The following is a 16,158-nucleotide window of genomic DNA, read 5'->3' on the forward strand; positions in this document are numbered from 1 at the left end:
GGGCGCGACGGCGCCGTGCCAGGCTGCATGGGGTGACCGACCTGCGCACCATCCCGCTGCCCGACCGCCGGATCGACGCCCGGGCCCTGGTGCCGCGGGACGCGCCCGAGGCCCTGGTCCTCGGCGAGGTCCGCGCGCGCCTGGGGGAGCGGCCCGTGCACGACGCGCGGGACGACTCGGTCGTCTGGGTCGACATCGACGCGTGCAGCGTGCACCGCTGGGCCGAGGGCGACCACGCGCGCGACGCCGTGGTCAGCGTGCCGTCCCCGGTCTCGCTCGCCTGGCCGTCCGCCGCGGGCGGGCTGCTGCTCGCGACCGCGGACGGCCTCGGCGTGCACGACGGCACGACCCTCGGTCCGCTGACCCGGCCGGCGGACATGCCGCGCGACTACCGGTTCAACGACGGCGGCGTCGACGGCGCCGGCCGGCTGTGGGTCGCGACGATGCCGCGGGACGGCTCGCCGGGCGACGGCACCGTGTACCGCGTGGTCGCCGGGGAGGGCGGCCTCGAGGTCGACGCGGTGCTCACCGGGGTGGGGGTCGGCAACGGGCTCCAGTGGAGCCCCGACGGCGCGACGCTCTACGTCACGGACACCAGTGCCGCGACCGTGTACCGGCTGCCGTACGACGCCGTGACGGGCACCGCCGCGGCCCCCGAGCCGTTCCTGTCGTTCGACCCGGACGGGCCGCAGCCCGACGGCACGACGGTCGACGGGGAGGGCTGCCTCTGGGTCGCGCTGTACGGCGGTGGCGCGGTGCTGCGGTTCGGGCCGGACGGGACCCCGCTCGGCGCGGTCCGCGTGCCCACGGCGCAGGTGACCTGCCTGGGGTTCGGGGCGCCGGGCTCGGGGCGGGCGTACGTGACGACCGCGCACGCGGACGGGGACCCGGTGGCGGGGGCGGTGTTCGGTGTGGACGTGGCGGTGGACGGACTGCCCGTGCGGGCGTTCGGGGAGGGCTGACGCCGTCGGGCCTCGGCGGGCGGGCGAGCCGCCCCTCAGCCCGCCAGGAGCTGGTGGGCGCGCTGGTGCGACACGCCCAGGACGGTCCCGACGTCGCGGACGGAGAGCCCGGCGTCGCGCAGCACCCGGGCTGCCGCGCGCGACTCGACGGCGGCCTCGCGGTTCGCGCGGTGCGCCTCCGCGCGCAGGCGTTCGGCGGCGCGGACGTGCGCGCCCACCTCGTCGGGGACGGCCGGCCGCAGGTCGACCTCGACGTCGGAGGGGTCGACCTGCGCGACGAAGGCGATCGCCTCGCGCATGGCGGTCGCTGCCTGGTCCAGGCGAGCCACCTCGGAGATGGCCCCGGGGTGCTCGACGCACTGGAGGACCCACCAGCGACGCCCGCGCTCGGCCGTGACCGTGTACCGGGTCACCGCCACCACCCCTTCCCGAGCACCGACGCGAACTGGTCGAAGAACTTCCGAGCCGTGACGTCGTCGATCTCGGAGTGCCGGCCGAGCGTCGAGCGCACGCCCCCGACCACGACGCCCGTGTGGTTCGTGAGCTCGACGACCTCGTACGGCACACCCGCGTCGCGGGCGGCTCGCCGGACCCGGCGCAGCACCGCAGTCCGTCTCACGAGCGTAGTCCTGTGTGGGATAGACACTCAAGGCAATGTCGCACTAGAGACACCTGCGGCGGGTGGCGGCGCACGGATGCGTCACCCCCCGGCGCGCGCCAGGACGACGGGGCAGTCCGCCAGGTGGTCGTCGACGATCCCGCACGCCTGCATGGCCGCGTAGGCCGTCGTCGGCCCGACGAACCGGAACCCGTGCCGCTTGAGCTCCTTCGCCAGGGCCGCCGACTCCGGGGTGGTCGCCGGGACGTCCGCGAACGTGCGCGGCCGCGGGCGGGTGCCGGCAGTCAGGGGCGCCGCCGACCAGAACAGCTCGTCCAGGCTGAACCCGCGGCCGTGCAGCTCCAGCAGGGCGCGGGCGTTGGCGACGGCCGCCGTGATCTTGGCGCGGTTCCGGATGATCCCGGTGTCCGCCATCAGCCGCTCGACGTCGTGCTCGTCGAACCCCGCCACGACGGCCGGGTCGAACTCCGCGAATGCCGCGCGGAAGCCCTCGCGGCGGCGGAGGATCGTGATCCACGCGAGGCCCGACTGGAACGCCTCGAGCGTCATGCGCTCGAACAGCTCCCGCTCGCCGTGCACCGGGACGCCCCACTCCTCGTCGTGGTAGCGCTCGTAGAGCGGGTCGCCGTCGCCGAAGCAGCGGCGGCCCGCGGGGGCGGGGAGGGTGTCGGGGGCGTCGCTGCTCGTCATGCCGCCACTCTGCCGCACCGGTGCGACACCCGGTCGCCGCCCTCCACAGCCCGCACCGCGCGCGTGCCCTGGGGACGACGGCGCCAGGGCGTCCATCATGCGGTCACGACTTGTCTGACAAGTGAGACGGCGTAAGGTCGCCCGAGCGCTGGAGCACCGACCGTCCCGCGAGCCGACCTGGAGCCGACCCCGACGACCGCCGGTGGTCCGCGCCACCCGGATCGTCGAGGAGCCCCGCATGTCAGCCACCGCAGTGCCCACCACCACGCCGCCGGCCGAGTCCCGGCCGCTCAACTCGCCGTCCCGCGTCATCGCGGCGAGCCTCGTGGGCACCACCATCGAGTTCTACGACTTCTACGTGTACGCGACGGCCGCCGTCCTCGTGTTCCCGAAGCTGTTCTTCCCCACCGGGAACGACACCACGGCGCTGCTCGCGTCGTTCGCGGTGTTCGGCGCCGCGATGGTGGCGCGCCCGATCGGCGCGATCTTCTTCGGGCACCTCGGCGACCGCCGGGGCCGCAAGACGACGCTGGTCTACTCGCTGCTCACCATGGGCGTCGCGACGTTCCTCATCGGGCTGCTGCCGACGTTCGGCCACATCGGCGTCGGCGCCACGGTCGCGCTGCTGGTGCTGCGGCTCGCGCAGGGATTCGCGCTCGGCGGCGAGTGGTCGGGTGCCGCGCTGGTCGCCACCGAGAACGCCCCGGCCGGGAAGCGCGCCTGGTACGGCACGTTCCCGCAGCTGGGCGCCCCGCTCGGCTTCATCATCGCCAACGGGATCTTCCTCATCATCAACGGCGTCCTCGGCCAGGGCTCGGACGCGTTCATGTCCTGGGGCTGGCGCGTGCCGTTCCTGTTCTCCGCCGTGATGGTGATCATCGGCCTGTGGGTGCGGCTCAAGCTGGTCGAGTCCGAGGCGTTCACCCAGGCCGAGAAGAAGGGCACCATCACCAAGGTGCCGCTCGGCACGACGCTGAAGTTCCACTGGCGCGAGACCCTGCTCGGCACGTTCATCATGCTGGCGACCTACGTGCTGTTCTACCTGATGACGAACTTCACGCTGACCTACGGCACCCGTGCCGTCGCGCCGGAGGACGGCGAGCCCGGCGGCCTGGGGATCCCGTACGTGCACTTCGTGCTCATGCAGATCATCGGCGTGCTGTTCTTCGGCATCTTCACGATGCTGTCCGGCCCGCTGGCCGACCGGCTGGGCCGCCGGCGCCTGCTCATCGGCGTCACGTCGGCGATCATCGTGTTCGGGTTCTCGTTCCCGCTGTTCCTCACCGTGCGCGACGACCTCGTGTTCACCGGCGCGCTCACCCAGGCGTTCCTGGTGCTCGGGTTCCTGCTGATGGGCGCCACGTTCGGCCCGATGGGCGCGCTGCTGCCCGAGCTGTTCCCGACGAACGTCCGGTACACCGGTTCCGCGGTCGCCTACAACGTGTCGTCCATCCTCGGCGCCGCGCTGGCCCCGATCGTGGCGCTCGCCCTGTGGGCCGCGGCCGCCGGCAGCACCTGGCTCGTCGGCGTGTACCTGTCGGCGATGGGCGTCCTCACCCTGCTCGCGCTGATCCTGTCCCGGGAGACGAAGGACCAGGACTACGCGAGGTCCTCGCACGCGGACTGACCCCGCTCGACCCGCACGACCCACGAGTTCGGTGGCTCCCGCCGAGTTCGGTGCCCAGAGGCTCCGAACTCGGCCGGGGGCACCGAACTCGCGGCGTCTCCGCGGCGCCGGGCTCAGGCCAGCGCGGCCAGGGCCTTGCGGATGCGCTTCTCGCTGACCGGCACCGGCGTGCCGAGCTGCTGGGCGAACAGGCTCACGCGCAGCTCCTCCAGCAGCCACCGCGCGTCGTCGAGCGCCGCCAGGTCGGCCGGCACGAGGGTCCGGCTCGTCACCCGGGCGCGGGTCTGCCCGAGCAGCTGCTCCAGGTCCCGGACCTGCCAGGCGAGCTGCTCGTCGCGCGCGGGGTTGCCCGCCGCCTTGTCGAGCCGGTAGGACGCGGCGCGCAGGTAGCGCGCCAGGTGCGGCAGCCGGTCGGCGCCGGTCTCGGAGACGAACCCGTCGTGCACGAGGCGCTCGGCCTGCTCCTGCACGTCGCGCACGGTGCCGAGCAGCGCGAGCGACCGCGTGCCGCGGACGGCGCCGTCGAGGTCCCGCGCCGCGGCGAGCACCGCGACCAGGTCCTGCACCACGCGGTGCACGGCGTCCTCGAGCCGGTCCCGGACGAACCCTCGGGCGGCCGCGTAGGCGTCGGCGGACCGGACGGCCGTCGCCGGGCGCCCGGCGAGGTGCTCGGTCAGCAGCCGGTCGACGGCGGCGAGCTGCACGTCGGCGACCAGCGCCTCGGTGCTCGGGTACGGGCTGGCCGCGAGCGTGAGCGCCTGGGTCCCCGACCACCGCGAGGTGATCCGGCCGGGGGCGAGCCCGACGTCGCGGACCAGGAGCCGGCGCAGGCCACGGCGGTGCCGGACGGCCTGGTCGCCCGCGTCGGCCAGCACCTCGACCCGGACGGTCGCCGACGCCCCGGAGCCGTGCTCGACCAGCGCCGGGTAGCCCCGCACCGTGAGCCCGCTCGCGTCCTGCGTCTCCACGCGCTCCGGCAGGGCGCCGCCGGGCAGGTCGGCGGGCCAGGTGTCGAGGTCGGCGCCGTCGAAGCCGGGCAGCGCGGGCGTCGCGGTCCGCGCCCCGGGACCGGGGACGGCCGCCGCCCCGCCACGGGCGGCCGCGGGGACCGGGCCGCCGTCGCCGTCCGTGCCCCCCGACCGCGCCCGCGCGTCCGCCATCGCGTCCCGCACCGCGCTCCGCACGGCCGTCGAGACCGCGTCCTGGGTGCGGGCCGCGAGCTTCCGCTGCAGCACCGCGAGGTCCTTGCCCTCGTCGAGCACGCGCCCGCGGTCGTCGGAGACCCGGAACGTCATCCGCAGGTGCGCCGGGAGCCGGTCGAGGTCGATCGCGCCGTCGGGCACGACGACGTCGCGGAGCGCCCGGACGGCCTGCCGGAACGCGGTCTCGTACGACGGCGCGGCGTCGGCCGCGCGCACGGTGTCCTCCCACGAGGCGGTGTGCGCGTCGAGCCAGCCCACCACGTCCCGGGCGACGTCCGGCGCGGGGACGAGCTGCACCCGGACCGGCTTCGGCAGCGCGCGGATCGTCGCGGTGACCAGCTCCTCGCGGAGGCCCGGCACCATCCAGTCGAAGCCCTCCGGCCGCACCCGGGCGAGCGCCACGAGCGGCACGTGCACGGTGACGCCGTCCGCGTCCGTGCCGGGCTGGAACTGGTACGTGAGCGGCAGCGCGAGGTCGCCCTGCGGCCAGGTCGACGGGAACGACGACTCGTCCACGCCGCCCTCGTCCGTCACCAGGAGCTCGCGCGTGAAGGTCAGGAGGTCGGGGTCGTTCCGGCGGGCGCCCTTCCACCACTGGTCGAAGTGCCGCGCGGACACGACGTCGTCGGGGATCCGCTCGTCGTAGAAGTCGAACAGCGCGTCGTCGTCGACGACCAGGCCGCGGCGCCGTGACCGGGCCTCGAGGTCCTCGGCCTCCTTGAGGAGCCGGCGGTTCTCGGCGAAGAACGCGTGGTGCGTGGTCCAGTCGCCCTCGACGAGCGCGTGCCGGATGAACAGCTCGCGCGCGTGCTCGGCGTCGACCTTCCCGAACAGCACCCGCCGCCCGGTGACGATGGGGACGCCGTAGAGCATGACCCGCTCCAGGGCCATGGCCGCGCCCTGCTTGGACGACCAGGACGGCTCGGAGTACGACCGCTTCACCAGGTGCCCGGCCAGGTCCTCGGCCCACTCGGGCTGGATGCGCGCGGCGTCCCGGGCCCACAGCCGCGAGGTCTCGACGAGCTCGCCCGCCATCACCCAGGCCGGCGGCTTCTTGGCGAGCCCGGAGCCGGGGAAGATCGCGAACTTCGCGCCGCGCGCGCCCAGGTACTCGTTGCGGCCGCGCCGGTCCGGGGTGCGACCGCCGTCACCACGCCCCTTGCCGCGGGCCTGCGCGCCGCCGCCGGACAGGTCCGACGCCTCCTGCATGCCGATCTGCGACAGCAGGCCGGACAGCAGCGCGACGTGCACCCGGTCGGCGTCCCACTCCAGCCGGTGCGCGCCGCGGCCCTCGGTCGCGGGGTCGCGCTCCTCGGACAGGTCGCGGTCCGTCGTCCGCGGCGGGTTCATCGTGATGCCGAGCGGCTTCGCGAGCTCCTTGAGCTGCGTCACGACGTCCTGCCACTCGCGCAGCCGCAGGTAGTTCAGGTACTCGGCCTTGCACAGCCGGCGGAACGCCGAGCCCGACAGGTCCCGCTGCGCGTCGCGGACGTACTGCCAGAGGTTGAGGTACGCCAGGAAGTCGGACGTCGGGTCGGCGAACCGGGCGTGCAGCTGGTCGGCCTGGGCGCGCATCTCCACCGGGCGCTCGCGCGGGTCCTGGATCGACAGGGCGGCGGCCACGATCATCACCTCGCGCGCCACGCCGCGCCGACCGCCCTCGACGATCATCCGGGCCAGCCGCGGGTCCATCGGCAGCTGCGCGAGCGCGCGGCCGGTGTCGGTCAGCCGGGTGCCGGACGGGCCGGTCTCGAGCGCGCCGAGCTCGGTCAGCAGCTGCACGCCGTCGCGCACGGCCCGGGTGTCCGGCGGGTCGACGAACGGGAACGACGCCACGTCGTCCGGCCCGGTCGCGACGCCGACGGCGACCATCTGCAGGATCACCGACGCGAGCGAGGTGCGCAGAATCTCGGGCTCGGTGAACCGCGGGCGGGAGGCGAAGTCGTCCTCGGAGTACAGCCGGATCGCGATGCCGTCGGCGACGCGCCCGCACCGCCCCGAGCGCTGGTTGGCCGACGCCTGCGAGATCGGCTCGATCGGGAGCCGCTGCACCTTGGTGGCCTTGGAGTACCGGGAGATGCGCGCGGTGCCGGGGTCGACGACGTACCGGATGCCCGGCACGGTCAGGGAGGTCTCGGCGACGTTGGTGGCCAGCACGACGCGGCGGGTGCTGTGCTGCTGGAACACCCGGTGCTGCTCGGCGGCGGACAGCCGGCCGTAGAGCGGCAGCAGCTCGACGGCGTCGGGGCGGCGCTGGTCCTGGACCCGGGGGCCCAGGTGGCCGCGCAGCGCCTCCTCGGCGTCGCGGATCTCCCGCTCGCCGGACAGGAACACCAGGACGTCGCCGGGGCCCTCGGCGGCGAGCTCGTCGACCGCCTCGCAGATCGCCGTCATGAGGTCGCGGTCCTCGGCGGGCGCAGGCGTCCTCGCCCCCTTCGCCGGGGCGCCGCGGGAGCCCGCGCGCGGGCGGGCGCCGTCGTCCGCGTCGAGGTCGTCCGGGTCGTCCGTCGGGCGGTCGGGCGACAGCGGGCGGTACCGCAGCTCGACCGGGTAGGTCCGCCCGGTGACCTCGACGACCGGTGCCGGGACGCCCTCGGGGTGCCCGTCGTCCGCCTGGCCGGCGAAGTGCGCGGCGAACCGGGCGGAGTCGATCGTCGCCGACGTGATGACGACCTTGAGGTCGGAGCGGCGCGGCAGCAGCTGGGCCAGGTAGCCCAGGATGAAGTCGATGTTGAGCGACCGCTCGTGCGCCTCGTCGATGATGAGCGTGTCGTAGGCGCGGAGCTCCGGGTCGCGCTGGATCTGCGCGAGCAGGATGCCGTCGGTCATGACCTTCACCAGCGTGCGGTCCGACGACTCGTCGGTGAACCGCACCTGGTAGCCGACGAGCTCGCCGATCGTGGTGCCGAGCTCCTCCGCGATCCGCTCGGCGACGGTGCGGGCGGCGATCCGGCGGGGCTGGGTGTGACCGATCTGGCCGTCCCGGCCGCGGCCGAGCTCCAGGGCGATCTTGGGCAGCTGGGTGGTCTTCCCGGACCCGGTCTCGCCGGCGACGATGACGACCTGGTGGTCGCGGATCGCGGCGGCGATCTCGGCCCGGCGCGCCGACACCGGCAGCTGCTCGGGGTAGACGACCGGCGGGAGGACGACGGCGCGGCGGGCGTCGGCGAGGGCGGCCAGGCGCCGGGCGCGGGACTCGCGGCCACGGCGGGGGTCCTGGGCGCGGGGGGCGTCCGGGGTGCGGCGGCCGCCGCGGAGGGCGTCGGGGCCGTCGGCCGCCCGGTCACCCGGGGCCTGGTCGTGGTGGCGCTGATCCGGCGCGCGGCCGTCGCCGGCGGGCCGCCGCCCGCGGCCGCCGCGTCGCCGCCGGGGACGCCCGGGTGCGGCGTCGCCGCCGTCGCCGCTCGCGGGACGGGGGGCGGGGGCGGGGCTGGTGGGGTCGGCGGCTGTCATCGGCGGTCCATTGTCACCGCACCCGAGCCGCGGACGCGATCTCGATTCGCGCAGGGCGATCACGCGGACGCCGAGATCGGTGCCTCGCGCCGAGATCGGTGGCAGGAGGCACCGATCTCGGGCGGAAGCACCGATCTCGGCGACCGGCAGGCGGCTCAGCGCACGATCGCGTCCGAGATCGCCAGGGTGCCGCGGAGCCGGATGTCGTCCGACGCCGCCCCCACCAGCACGGGGATGGTGCCGGTCGGGGTGCGCCACGCGTCGAGGTCGACGTCCCAGTAGGACAGCGACTCCGGGCTGAGCGTCACGGTGACGGTCTGCGTCTGCCCCGGCGCGAGCGTCGCGGTGCCGAACCCGGCCAGGCTGATCGGCGCGCTGCTGACCCGGCGGGTCGGCAGGTTCCCGACGTAGACCTGGACGGTCTCGGTGCCGGCGACCGCGCCGGTGTTGGTCACGTCGACCGTGGCCTGCAGCTGCGAGCCGCCGTCGGCGCCGGGCACGACCGCGGTGCGCAGGTTCGCGTACTGGTAGGTCGTGTACGACAGGCCGTGCCCGAACGCGTACTGCGGCGTGATCCCGTTCTCCGCGTACCCGCGGTACCCGACGAAGATCCCCTCGCTGAACTGCTGGTCCAGCCCGTCGCCCGGGTACTGCGACGGGTCGCTGACCGGTGTGGAGGCCTCGTCGACCGGGATGGTCACCGGCAGCCGGCCGGACGGGTTGACGTCGCCGAACAGGATGCCGGCGACCGCCGCCCCCTGCTCCTGCCCGCCGAACCAGTTGTGCAGCACGGCGCCCACGCCGCCGTCCCAGTCGGACGTCTGCACGACGCTGCCGACCTCGAGCACGACGATCGTGCGCGGGTTGGCCGCCGCGACCTGGCGGATCAGCTCCGCCTGCCCGTTCGGCAGGTCGAGGCTCGGCCGGTCGCCGCCCTCGGAGGAGTAGTCCCGCACGACGACGACCGCCGCCTGCGCGGACCGCGCGGCCTGCGCGGCCGCCTGGACGCTCGGCGTCACGACCGGCTCCGGCGGGGTCCAGCCCAGCTTGAACGCGGCACCGGCGTCCGTGCCGCCCGGGGAGTCGTTGGTGTACTCGGCCCGCAGGGCGTAGGTCTGGCCGGCGACGAGGTCCACCGGCGCCGTGGTGACCGCGGCGGGGTCGCCGGACGGCCCGGTGGTGAGCACCGGCTGGTCGTCGAGGAAGACGGTGCTGGTGCCGTTGGTCGTGGCGGCGAGCTCGTACGTGCCGCTGACCGGGGCGGTGAGCGTGCCGGTCCAGCGGATCGACGCGTTGTGGTCGTTGTCCTGCAGCGGGAAGTGCGGCGACTGCGAGTTCAGCCCCTCGAACAGGTAGAACCCGCCGTTGATGCCGACGTACGGCTCGGTCCGGTCCACCGCCGGGGCGCCCGACAGGTCGTCGCTGTCGAAGTACTCGACGCGGACGCCGGCCCCGTCGCCGAGGGCGGAGGTGAGGAAGTCGGACGGGATCGGGTCCGGCCCCGCCAGCAGCGAGGTGGAGGTGACGGGGTCGTTCCCCGGCGTGTGCGTGACGGTCACGCCGGCGGCCGCCCGGTCCTGGATGCCCTGCAGCGGGCTGATCGTCCGCGTCGGGTTCACCAGCGAGGAGCCGCCGCCCTGGACGACGACGTCGGCGTCGGCGCCGATCACGGCGATCGACCCGACGCCCGGACCCAGCGGCAGCGCGCCGTCGTTCTTCAGCAGCACCGAGGCCCGCTCGGACACCTGGCGGGCGAAGGCCGAGTTGGCGTCCTCGGGCAGCGGGCTGATGGTCGGCGGGTTGTCGAACAGACCGAGGGCGACCATCGGGCGCAGGATCCGCAGCACCGCGTCGTCGATCCGCGACGTCGGGACCTGGCCCGCGCGCACCGCGTCGAGCAGCGGCCCGCAGAAGAAGCAGTCGCCGGGCCCCACCTCGGGGGTGGAGTTCCCCGGCATCTCCTGGTCCATCCCCGCCAGGACCGCCTGCACCGTGCTCGGCGTGGCGCCGTAGTCGCTCATCACCCAGCCCTGGAACCCGAGCTGCTGCTTGAGGATCTGGTTGAGGGTCTCGTCGTTCTCGCAGCCGCGGACGCCGTTGATGCCGTTGAACGAGCACATCGCCGACCCGGCGCGGCCCTCGTCCTGGGCGATCGCGAACGGCCGCGTGTAGATCTCCTGCAGCGTCCGCTCGTCGAGGACGGCGTTGCCGCCGATCAGCCGGTTCTGCTCCTGCGTGTAGACGTTGTAGTGCTTGAGGTCGGCGATCACCGGGTTCGACTGGATGCCGCGCACCTCCGCGGCGGCCATGTCCCCGGACAGCAGCGGGTCCTCGCCGAAGCCCTCGAAGTTGCGGCCGCCCTGCGGGACGCGCCCGATGTCGAGCGCCGGGCCCAGCAGCACGTTGTGCCCCGTGCGGTGCGCCTCGTCGCCGGCCAGCCGCCCGTACTCCTGCGCGACCGAGGCGTCCCACGTCGCGGCCAGGGCCAGTGGCGAGGGCAGCTGCGTCGACAGCTTCCCGTTCACGTCGGGGTTGGCGATCCGCACGCCCGCCGTCCCGTCGGCCATGGTCAGGGCCGGGATGCCGACGCGCTCGATCGGGGCGTTGTAGAAGCCGAAGAAGTTGTTCAGCTCCCCGTGCATCATGTTGACCTTCTCGTCGAGGGTCATCCGCCGCAGGATCGCCCGCGCGCGGGCGGTGTCGTCCGGCGACTCGTCCCACCAGAAGTCCGACGGGAACGACTGCGCCTCCTGCAGGGCCTCGGTGACCGAGGTCTCCACCGCGGGGTCGTCGTCGGGCGAGGCCGCCGCGGCGGCTCCGACCGGGACTGTCAGCGCCAGTGCCGCGAGGAGCGCGGGCACGCTGGCGCGCCGGGTACGTGGGTGCATCGTCGAACCCCCTGGATCACGGGTCGCCCGCACGTCCCGCGGGCGTCGTCGCCTGGTCGGGTCAGTAGGTCACCCGTTCGGGTGAGGGTCAAGGGGTGGGTGCCGGGGGCAACCGGGGGTGGCAGCGGCTCGCTGGGGGGCCGCGGGCGACTGACCACCGGGGTCGCCGAGACCGGAGCCTCGGACCTCCCGGCGAGGCCGCGCAGGCGCGTGTCCGGGCGGTCCGGTCACCGGACGGATGCGGGTCACGTGGTGGACGCGCGTGTCGAGCCGGTCAGTCGGTGCGCGGTCTGTGCGCGCGCTGACCTGCGTCGCCACGCCGGCGCGATCGGGGGCGGCGACGGGCGCACCGCGCGGTCACCTCACGGACCTGGTGAGCAGCGGCGGGGCGCGCCGTGCCGCGCGCCCCTGTCGGACCCGGCTCGTAGGGTGGCGGGCATGACGAGCGAGCAGGACCACGGCGCGGCCACCGAGGGCGAGCGGCGCGCCGCGCAGGCGCTCGCGGACGCGGGCATCGCGCACGAGATCGTCCGGCACGGCCCGGTGCGCTCCCTCGCCGAGGCGGCCGCGGCCCGTGGCATCGACCCGTCGGGCATCGTCAAGACGCTGGTGGTGCGGCGCGGCGACGACGACTACCTGTTCGTGCTCGTCCCCGGCGACCGCACGATCTCGTGGCCCAAGCTGCGCACGCTGCTGGGCGTGAGCCGGATGTCGATGCCCGACGCGGCGACCGCCAAGGAGGTCACCGGGTACGAGCGGGGCACCATCACGCCGTTCGGCTCGCTGCGCGCCTGGCCGGTGGTGGCCGACGAGCGGGTGCCCGGCCGCCCCGCATCCATCGGCGGGGGCGGGCACGGGGTCGGCGCCCGGGTCGACGGCGACGACCTCGTCCGGGCTCTGGACGCCACCGTGGCGGACGTCACCGAGCCGATGCCCGACGGCGCGGCCTGACCGCCCGACGCCACCATCCCGACCGGACGGTCAAGGTTCGGTCAAGGCCGCGTCCCGGGATCGGGAACGAAGCAGGGGACGGGCGCGTTGTTTCGGACGGAGCACGCGCTGGTCGCGCCTCCCGCGGACCCCGGGGCCGGGCGCTCGGCATGCGCGCGCGACGCCGGGGGTCCATGATCGGGCGGCCCCACGCAGACTTGGAGAGAACGAGGACATGAACCTGACCGAGGATCCCACCCCCGTCGGGGGGATCGACGTGACCGCCGCGCACGAGCGCACGGTGGTCCGGCTGTGGGGCGAGGTCGACGGTGCGCTGCGGGCGGAGGCCAGCACGTCCATGGCGCAGGCGCTCGCGAGCACCGCGCCGATCGTGGTCGACGCGACCGACGTGACGTTCATCGACTCGTCCGGGCTCGCGTTCGTGCTGCAGCTCAACCTGGCCGCGGGCGAGACCGCGCAGGGCCTGACGCTGCGGGACCCGCACCGCCAGCTGCTGGAGAAGCTCGACATGCTGGGCATGGCCGGGGAGTTCGCCCCCGAGCCCGACGCCGCGCCGGAGCGCGCCATCGCCTGACGGCCGCCACGCCCGTCGTCCACAGGCGACGCCTGCGGTGCGCGGGGATGTCGGTGGTGGCGGCTAGTTTCGAGGCATGCGGCTCCTGCACACCTCCGACTGGCACCTGGGCCGCACCCTGCACGGCGTCGACCTCACGGCGCACCAGCAGGCGTTCCTCGACCACCTCGTCGAGGTGGTCCGCGAGGAGCGGGTGGACGCGGTGCTCGTCGCGGGCGACGTGTACGACCGCGCGATCCCGCCGGTCGAGTCGGTGGCCCAGCTGTCCGACGCCCTGCGCCGGCTGTCCGAGCACGCCGCGGTCGTCCTCACCCCCGGCAACCACGACTCGGCGATCCGGCTCGGCTTCGGCGCGGACCTCATGCAGGACCGGGTCCGGGTGCTCGCGCGCCTCGACGACCTGGCGCGGCCGGTCGTGCTGCCCGGCGACGGGCACGACGTCCTGGTCTACGGCCTGCCGTACCTCGACCCCGACGCCGCCCGGCACGCGCTCGCAGCCCCCGACGCGGACACGCCGCTGCCGCGCTCGCACGCCGCCGTGCTCGGCGCCGCGATGGACCGGGTCCGCGCCGACCTGGCCGCGCGCGCGACCGAGGCCGCCGGCGCCGGCCGGGGCGCGCCCCGGTCCGTGGTGCTCGCGCACGCGTTCGTCGTGGGCGGAGCCGCGAGCGAGTCCGAGCGGGACATCCGGGTCGGGGGCGTCGACCACGCGCCGGCCTCCGTGTTCGGGGGCGTCGACTACGTGGCGCTGGGCCACCTGCACGGCCCGCAACGGGTCGGCGACGGCGCCGGCGCGACGGTGCTGCGGTACTCCGGGTCGCCGCTCGCGTACTCGTTCTCGGAGGCCCGGCACGCGAAGTCCACGGTGCTGGTCGACCTCGGCCCGTCCGGTCTGCCGGACGTCCGCCTGGTCCCGGCCCCCGTGCCGCGTCGGCTCACCGACCTGACCGGGCCGCTCGACGACCTGCTCGGCGCCGCCGGCGAGCCGCACCTCGACGACTGGGTCCGCGTGACCGTCACCGACGCGCACCGCCCCGCCGACCTGTACCGCCGCGTCCGCGCCCGGTTCCCGCACGCGCTGGTGGTGCAGCACCAGCCCCCGGCGCGCGCCGCCGGCCCGCGGGCCGCCGAGGTGACGGCCGCGCGCGACCCGCTGGAGGTCGCCGCGGAGTTCGTGCAGCACGTGAGCGGGTCCCGGCCGACCGACGCCGAGGCCGCGGTGCTGCGTCGCGCCTACGAGCAGGTCGTCGCCGCGGAGCGGAGCGCCTGATGCGGCTGCACGCCCTGACCATCCAGGCGGTCGGCCCGTTCGCCGGGCGGCACACCGTCGACTTCGCCGCGCTCTCCGCCGGGGGCCTGTTCCTGCTCGAGGGGCCGACCGGTGCCGGGAAGTCGACGGTCATCGACGCCGTCGTGTTCGCGCTCTACGGCAAGGTCGCGTCGGCGTCGGCGAGCGAGGACCGGCTGCGCTCGGCGTTCGCCGCGGACGACGTCGAGACGGTCGTCGACCTGGTGTTCGAGACCGGGTCCGGCGTGTACCGGGTGCGGCGGACGCCGGCCTACGAGCGCGCCAAGAAGCGCGGCACGGGCCGAGCCAAGCAGCAGGCCACCGTCAAGCTCTGGCGCCTCACCGCGGCACCCGAGGGCCCCGCCCCGGACCGGGAGGACGTCGACGCCGGGGACCCGCCCGGCGAGCTGCTCTCGACCCGACTCGACGAGGCCGGTGCCGAGCTCACCCGGGTCGTCGGCCTGGACCGCGCCCAGTTCGTGCAGACCATGGTGCTGCCCCAGGGCGAGTTCGCCGCGTTCCTGCGCGCGGACCCCGAGCAGCGCCGGGGGCTGCTGCAGCGCATCTTCGGCACCGAGGTCTACGAGCGGGTGCAGCAGCGCCTCGACGAGCTGCGCCGCGAGGCCCAGCGCGTCGTGACCGAGGCCCGGACCGAGGTGCAGGAGTGCACCGCACGGTTCGCCGGCGCGTCCGCCGCCGACGAGGACGGGGTCCTGGCGCTGCGCACCGCCGCCGCGGAGGACGCCCACGAGCTCGGGTCCCTGGTCGCCGACCGGCTCGCCGCCCTCCGGGCGCACGAGGACGCGGTCCGCGCGGCCGCCGATGCGGCCAACCGGCGGGTCACCGAGGCGCGCGCGGCGGCCGACGGCGCCGGCGCCCGGCTGCGGCTGGTCCGGCGCCGAGCGGCGTTGGAGGAGGAGCGCGCCCGGTTGGCCGACGCGGCCGAGCAGCACGCCGCCGGCGTGGCCCGCGTGGGCCGCGCGCGCCGCGCCGCCGTGGCCCGGCCGGTGCTGCGCGGGCTCGACGACGCCCGCGGGGCCCTCGTCGGCGCGGACAAGGAGCTGCGCGCCGCGCTCGACGCCGCCCCGGCCGGGCTCGCCCCCGCCGACCCCGAGGCCGCGCTCGCCGACGCCGGCCTGCCCGCGGCGCTCGCCGGGGTGCGGGAGGCGGCCGCCGCGCAGGTCGCGACCCTGACCCGCGTCGTCGGGCTGGAGCGCGCGCTTCCCCAGCGGGCCCGCGACCGGGACCGGCTCCGCGAGGTGCAGGCCGTGCGGACCCGCACGATGGCGGAGGCCGACGGCCTGCTCGCGGTGCGCCCGGAGGGCCGGGCGGCGCTCGTGGCCGACCTGGACGCGGCCGTCGCGCTCGCCGCGACGGCCCCGACCCGCGCCCGCGACCTCGCCGACGCCGAAGCCGTGGCCGCGGCCGTGCGGGACCTGGGTGCGGCCGAGGCCGAGCTCGCCGCCGCCACCGCCGCCCGCGCATCCGCGGCGCACGCCGCCGTCGCCGCGGTCGAGGAGGAGTCGCGCCTGCGCCGCGCCCGGCTCGCCGGGTTCGCCGGTGAGCTCGCCGCCGGCCTCGCGCCGGGGGAGCCCTGCCCCGTCTGCGGCGGCACCGAGCACCCGCACCCCGCGCCGGCCGGCGACGAGCCGGTGTCGGAGGAGGACGTCGCGGCCGCCGAGGACGCCCGCCGGGCCGCCGAGGACGCCGTGCGCGCCGCCGAGGCCCGCGTGGTCGGACGGACCGAGCCCTGCGCCGCGCTCCGCGAGCGGACCGGCGGCCTGCGCGCCGACCAGGGCGCCGTCTCCGCCGCGGCGGTCGACGCCTCGCGCGCCGAGCTCGCCGCCGCACGGGACGCCGGGGCCGCCCGCGAGCGGGTCCGCGCGGGCGGGGCGGGGCACGGC

General features: G+C 75.8%; 11 protein-coding genes. 6 read left to right on the plus strand and 5 right to left on the minus strand.

Translation table 11 applies throughout. The features are described 5' to 3' along the window. Nucleotides 1-32 precede the first annotated feature (32 nt). Nucleotides 33-962 carry an SMP-30/gluconolactonase/LRE family protein gene (locus KVT14_RS03545; RefSeq protein WP_217614386.1) on the plus strand — a complete coding sequence of 310 codons (930 nt, stop codon included), beginning with the start codon at nucleotides 33-35 and terminating at the stop codon, nucleotides 960-962. A 35-nt stretch (nucleotides 963-997) separates the two neighbouring features. Here the strand turns inward: KVT14_RS03545 and KVT14_RS03550 are convergent, their stop codons facing one another. The 3 genes from KVT14_RS03550 to KVT14_RS03560 form a co-directional block, all read right to left on the minus strand. Next, nucleotides 998-1,375 carry a hypothetical protein gene (locus KVT14_RS03550; protein ID WP_217614387.1) on the minus strand — a complete coding sequence of 126 codons (378 nt, stop codon included), beginning with the start codon at nucleotides 1,373-1,375 and terminating at the stop codon, nucleotides 998-1,000. Next, complete coding sequence (locus tag KVT14_RS03555) at nucleotides 1,372-1,581, minus strand: ribonuclease PH (protein ID WP_308160868.1); 210 nt, start codon at nucleotides 1,579-1,581, stop codon at nucleotides 1,372-1,374. Before KVT14_RS03555 ends, KVT14_RS03550 begins: the two co-directional genes overlap by 4 nt. 81 nt (nucleotides 1,582-1,662) lie before the next feature. Beyond that, nucleotides 1,663-2,271, minus strand: a complete 609-nt coding sequence (locus KVT14_RS03560; RefSeq protein ID WP_217614388.1) for a DNA-3-methyladenine glycosylase I — start codon at nucleotides 2,269-2,271, stop codon at nucleotides 1,663-1,665. A gap of 238 nt (nucleotides 2,272-2,509) precedes the next feature. On the opposite strand from KVT14_RS03560, the gene KVT14_RS03565 reads away from it, so the two are divergent. Beyond that, entirely contained in the window at nucleotides 2,510-3,898 is a 1,389-nt protein-coding gene (locus KVT14_RS03565; protein WP_217614389.1) for an MFS transporter, read from the plus strand. A 113-nt stretch (nucleotides 3,899-4,011) separates the two neighbouring features. On the opposite strand, the gene hrpA is transcribed toward KVT14_RS03565, so the two are convergent. Together hrpA and KVT14_RS03575 are read right to left on the minus strand one after the other, a co-directional pair. Then, nucleotides 4,012-8,553: an ATP-dependent RNA helicase HrpA gene (gene hrpA, locus KVT14_RS03570; protein WP_217614390.1), complete on the minus strand. Its 4,542-nt coding sequence runs from the start codon at nucleotides 8,551-8,553 to the stop codon at nucleotides 4,012-4,014. Between the two features lie 155 nt (nucleotides 8,554-8,708). After that, on the minus strand, nucleotides 8,709-11,441 hold the full coding sequence (locus KVT14_RS03575; RefSeq protein ID WP_217614391.1) for a glycoside hydrolase family 3 C-terminal domain-containing protein: 2,733 nt from the start codon (nucleotides 11,439-11,441) through the stop codon (nucleotides 8,709-8,711). Between the two features lie 438 nt (nucleotides 11,442-11,879). On the opposite strand from KVT14_RS03575, the gene KVT14_RS03580 reads away from it, so the two are divergent. The 4 genes from KVT14_RS03580 to KVT14_RS03595 form a co-directional block, all read left to right on the plus strand. Then, the gene (locus KVT14_RS03580) at nucleotides 11,880-12,392 is read left to right on the plus strand and encodes an aminoacyl-tRNA deacylase (RefSeq protein WP_217614392.1); all 513 of its coding nucleotides are present in this window, start codon (nucleotides 11,880-11,882) and stop codon (nucleotides 12,390-12,392) included. 214 nt (nucleotides 12,393-12,606) lie between these two features. After that, complete coding sequence (locus KVT14_RS03585) at nucleotides 12,607-12,966, plus strand: STAS domain-containing protein (RefSeq protein ID WP_217614393.1); 360 nt, start codon at nucleotides 12,607-12,609, stop codon at nucleotides 12,964-12,966. Nucleotides 12,967-13,042: 76 nt separating this feature from the next. Then, complete coding sequence (locus KVT14_RS03590; RefSeq protein WP_217614394.1) at nucleotides 13,043-14,236, plus strand: exonuclease SbcCD subunit D; 1,194 nt, start codon at nucleotides 13,043-13,045, stop codon at nucleotides 14,234-14,236. Next, nucleotides 14,236-16,158: AAA family ATPase (locus tag KVT14_RS03595; protein ID WP_217614395.1), on the plus strand; the 1,923-nt coding region annotated here is incomplete at its 3' end. The genes KVT14_RS03590 and KVT14_RS03595, both read left to right, overlap by 1 nt.

The organism is Cellulomonas sp. GbtcB1 (assembly GCF_019091725.1).
Classification (GTDB): domain Bacteria; phylum Actinomycetota; class Actinomycetes; order Actinomycetales; family Cellulomonadaceae; genus Cellulomonas.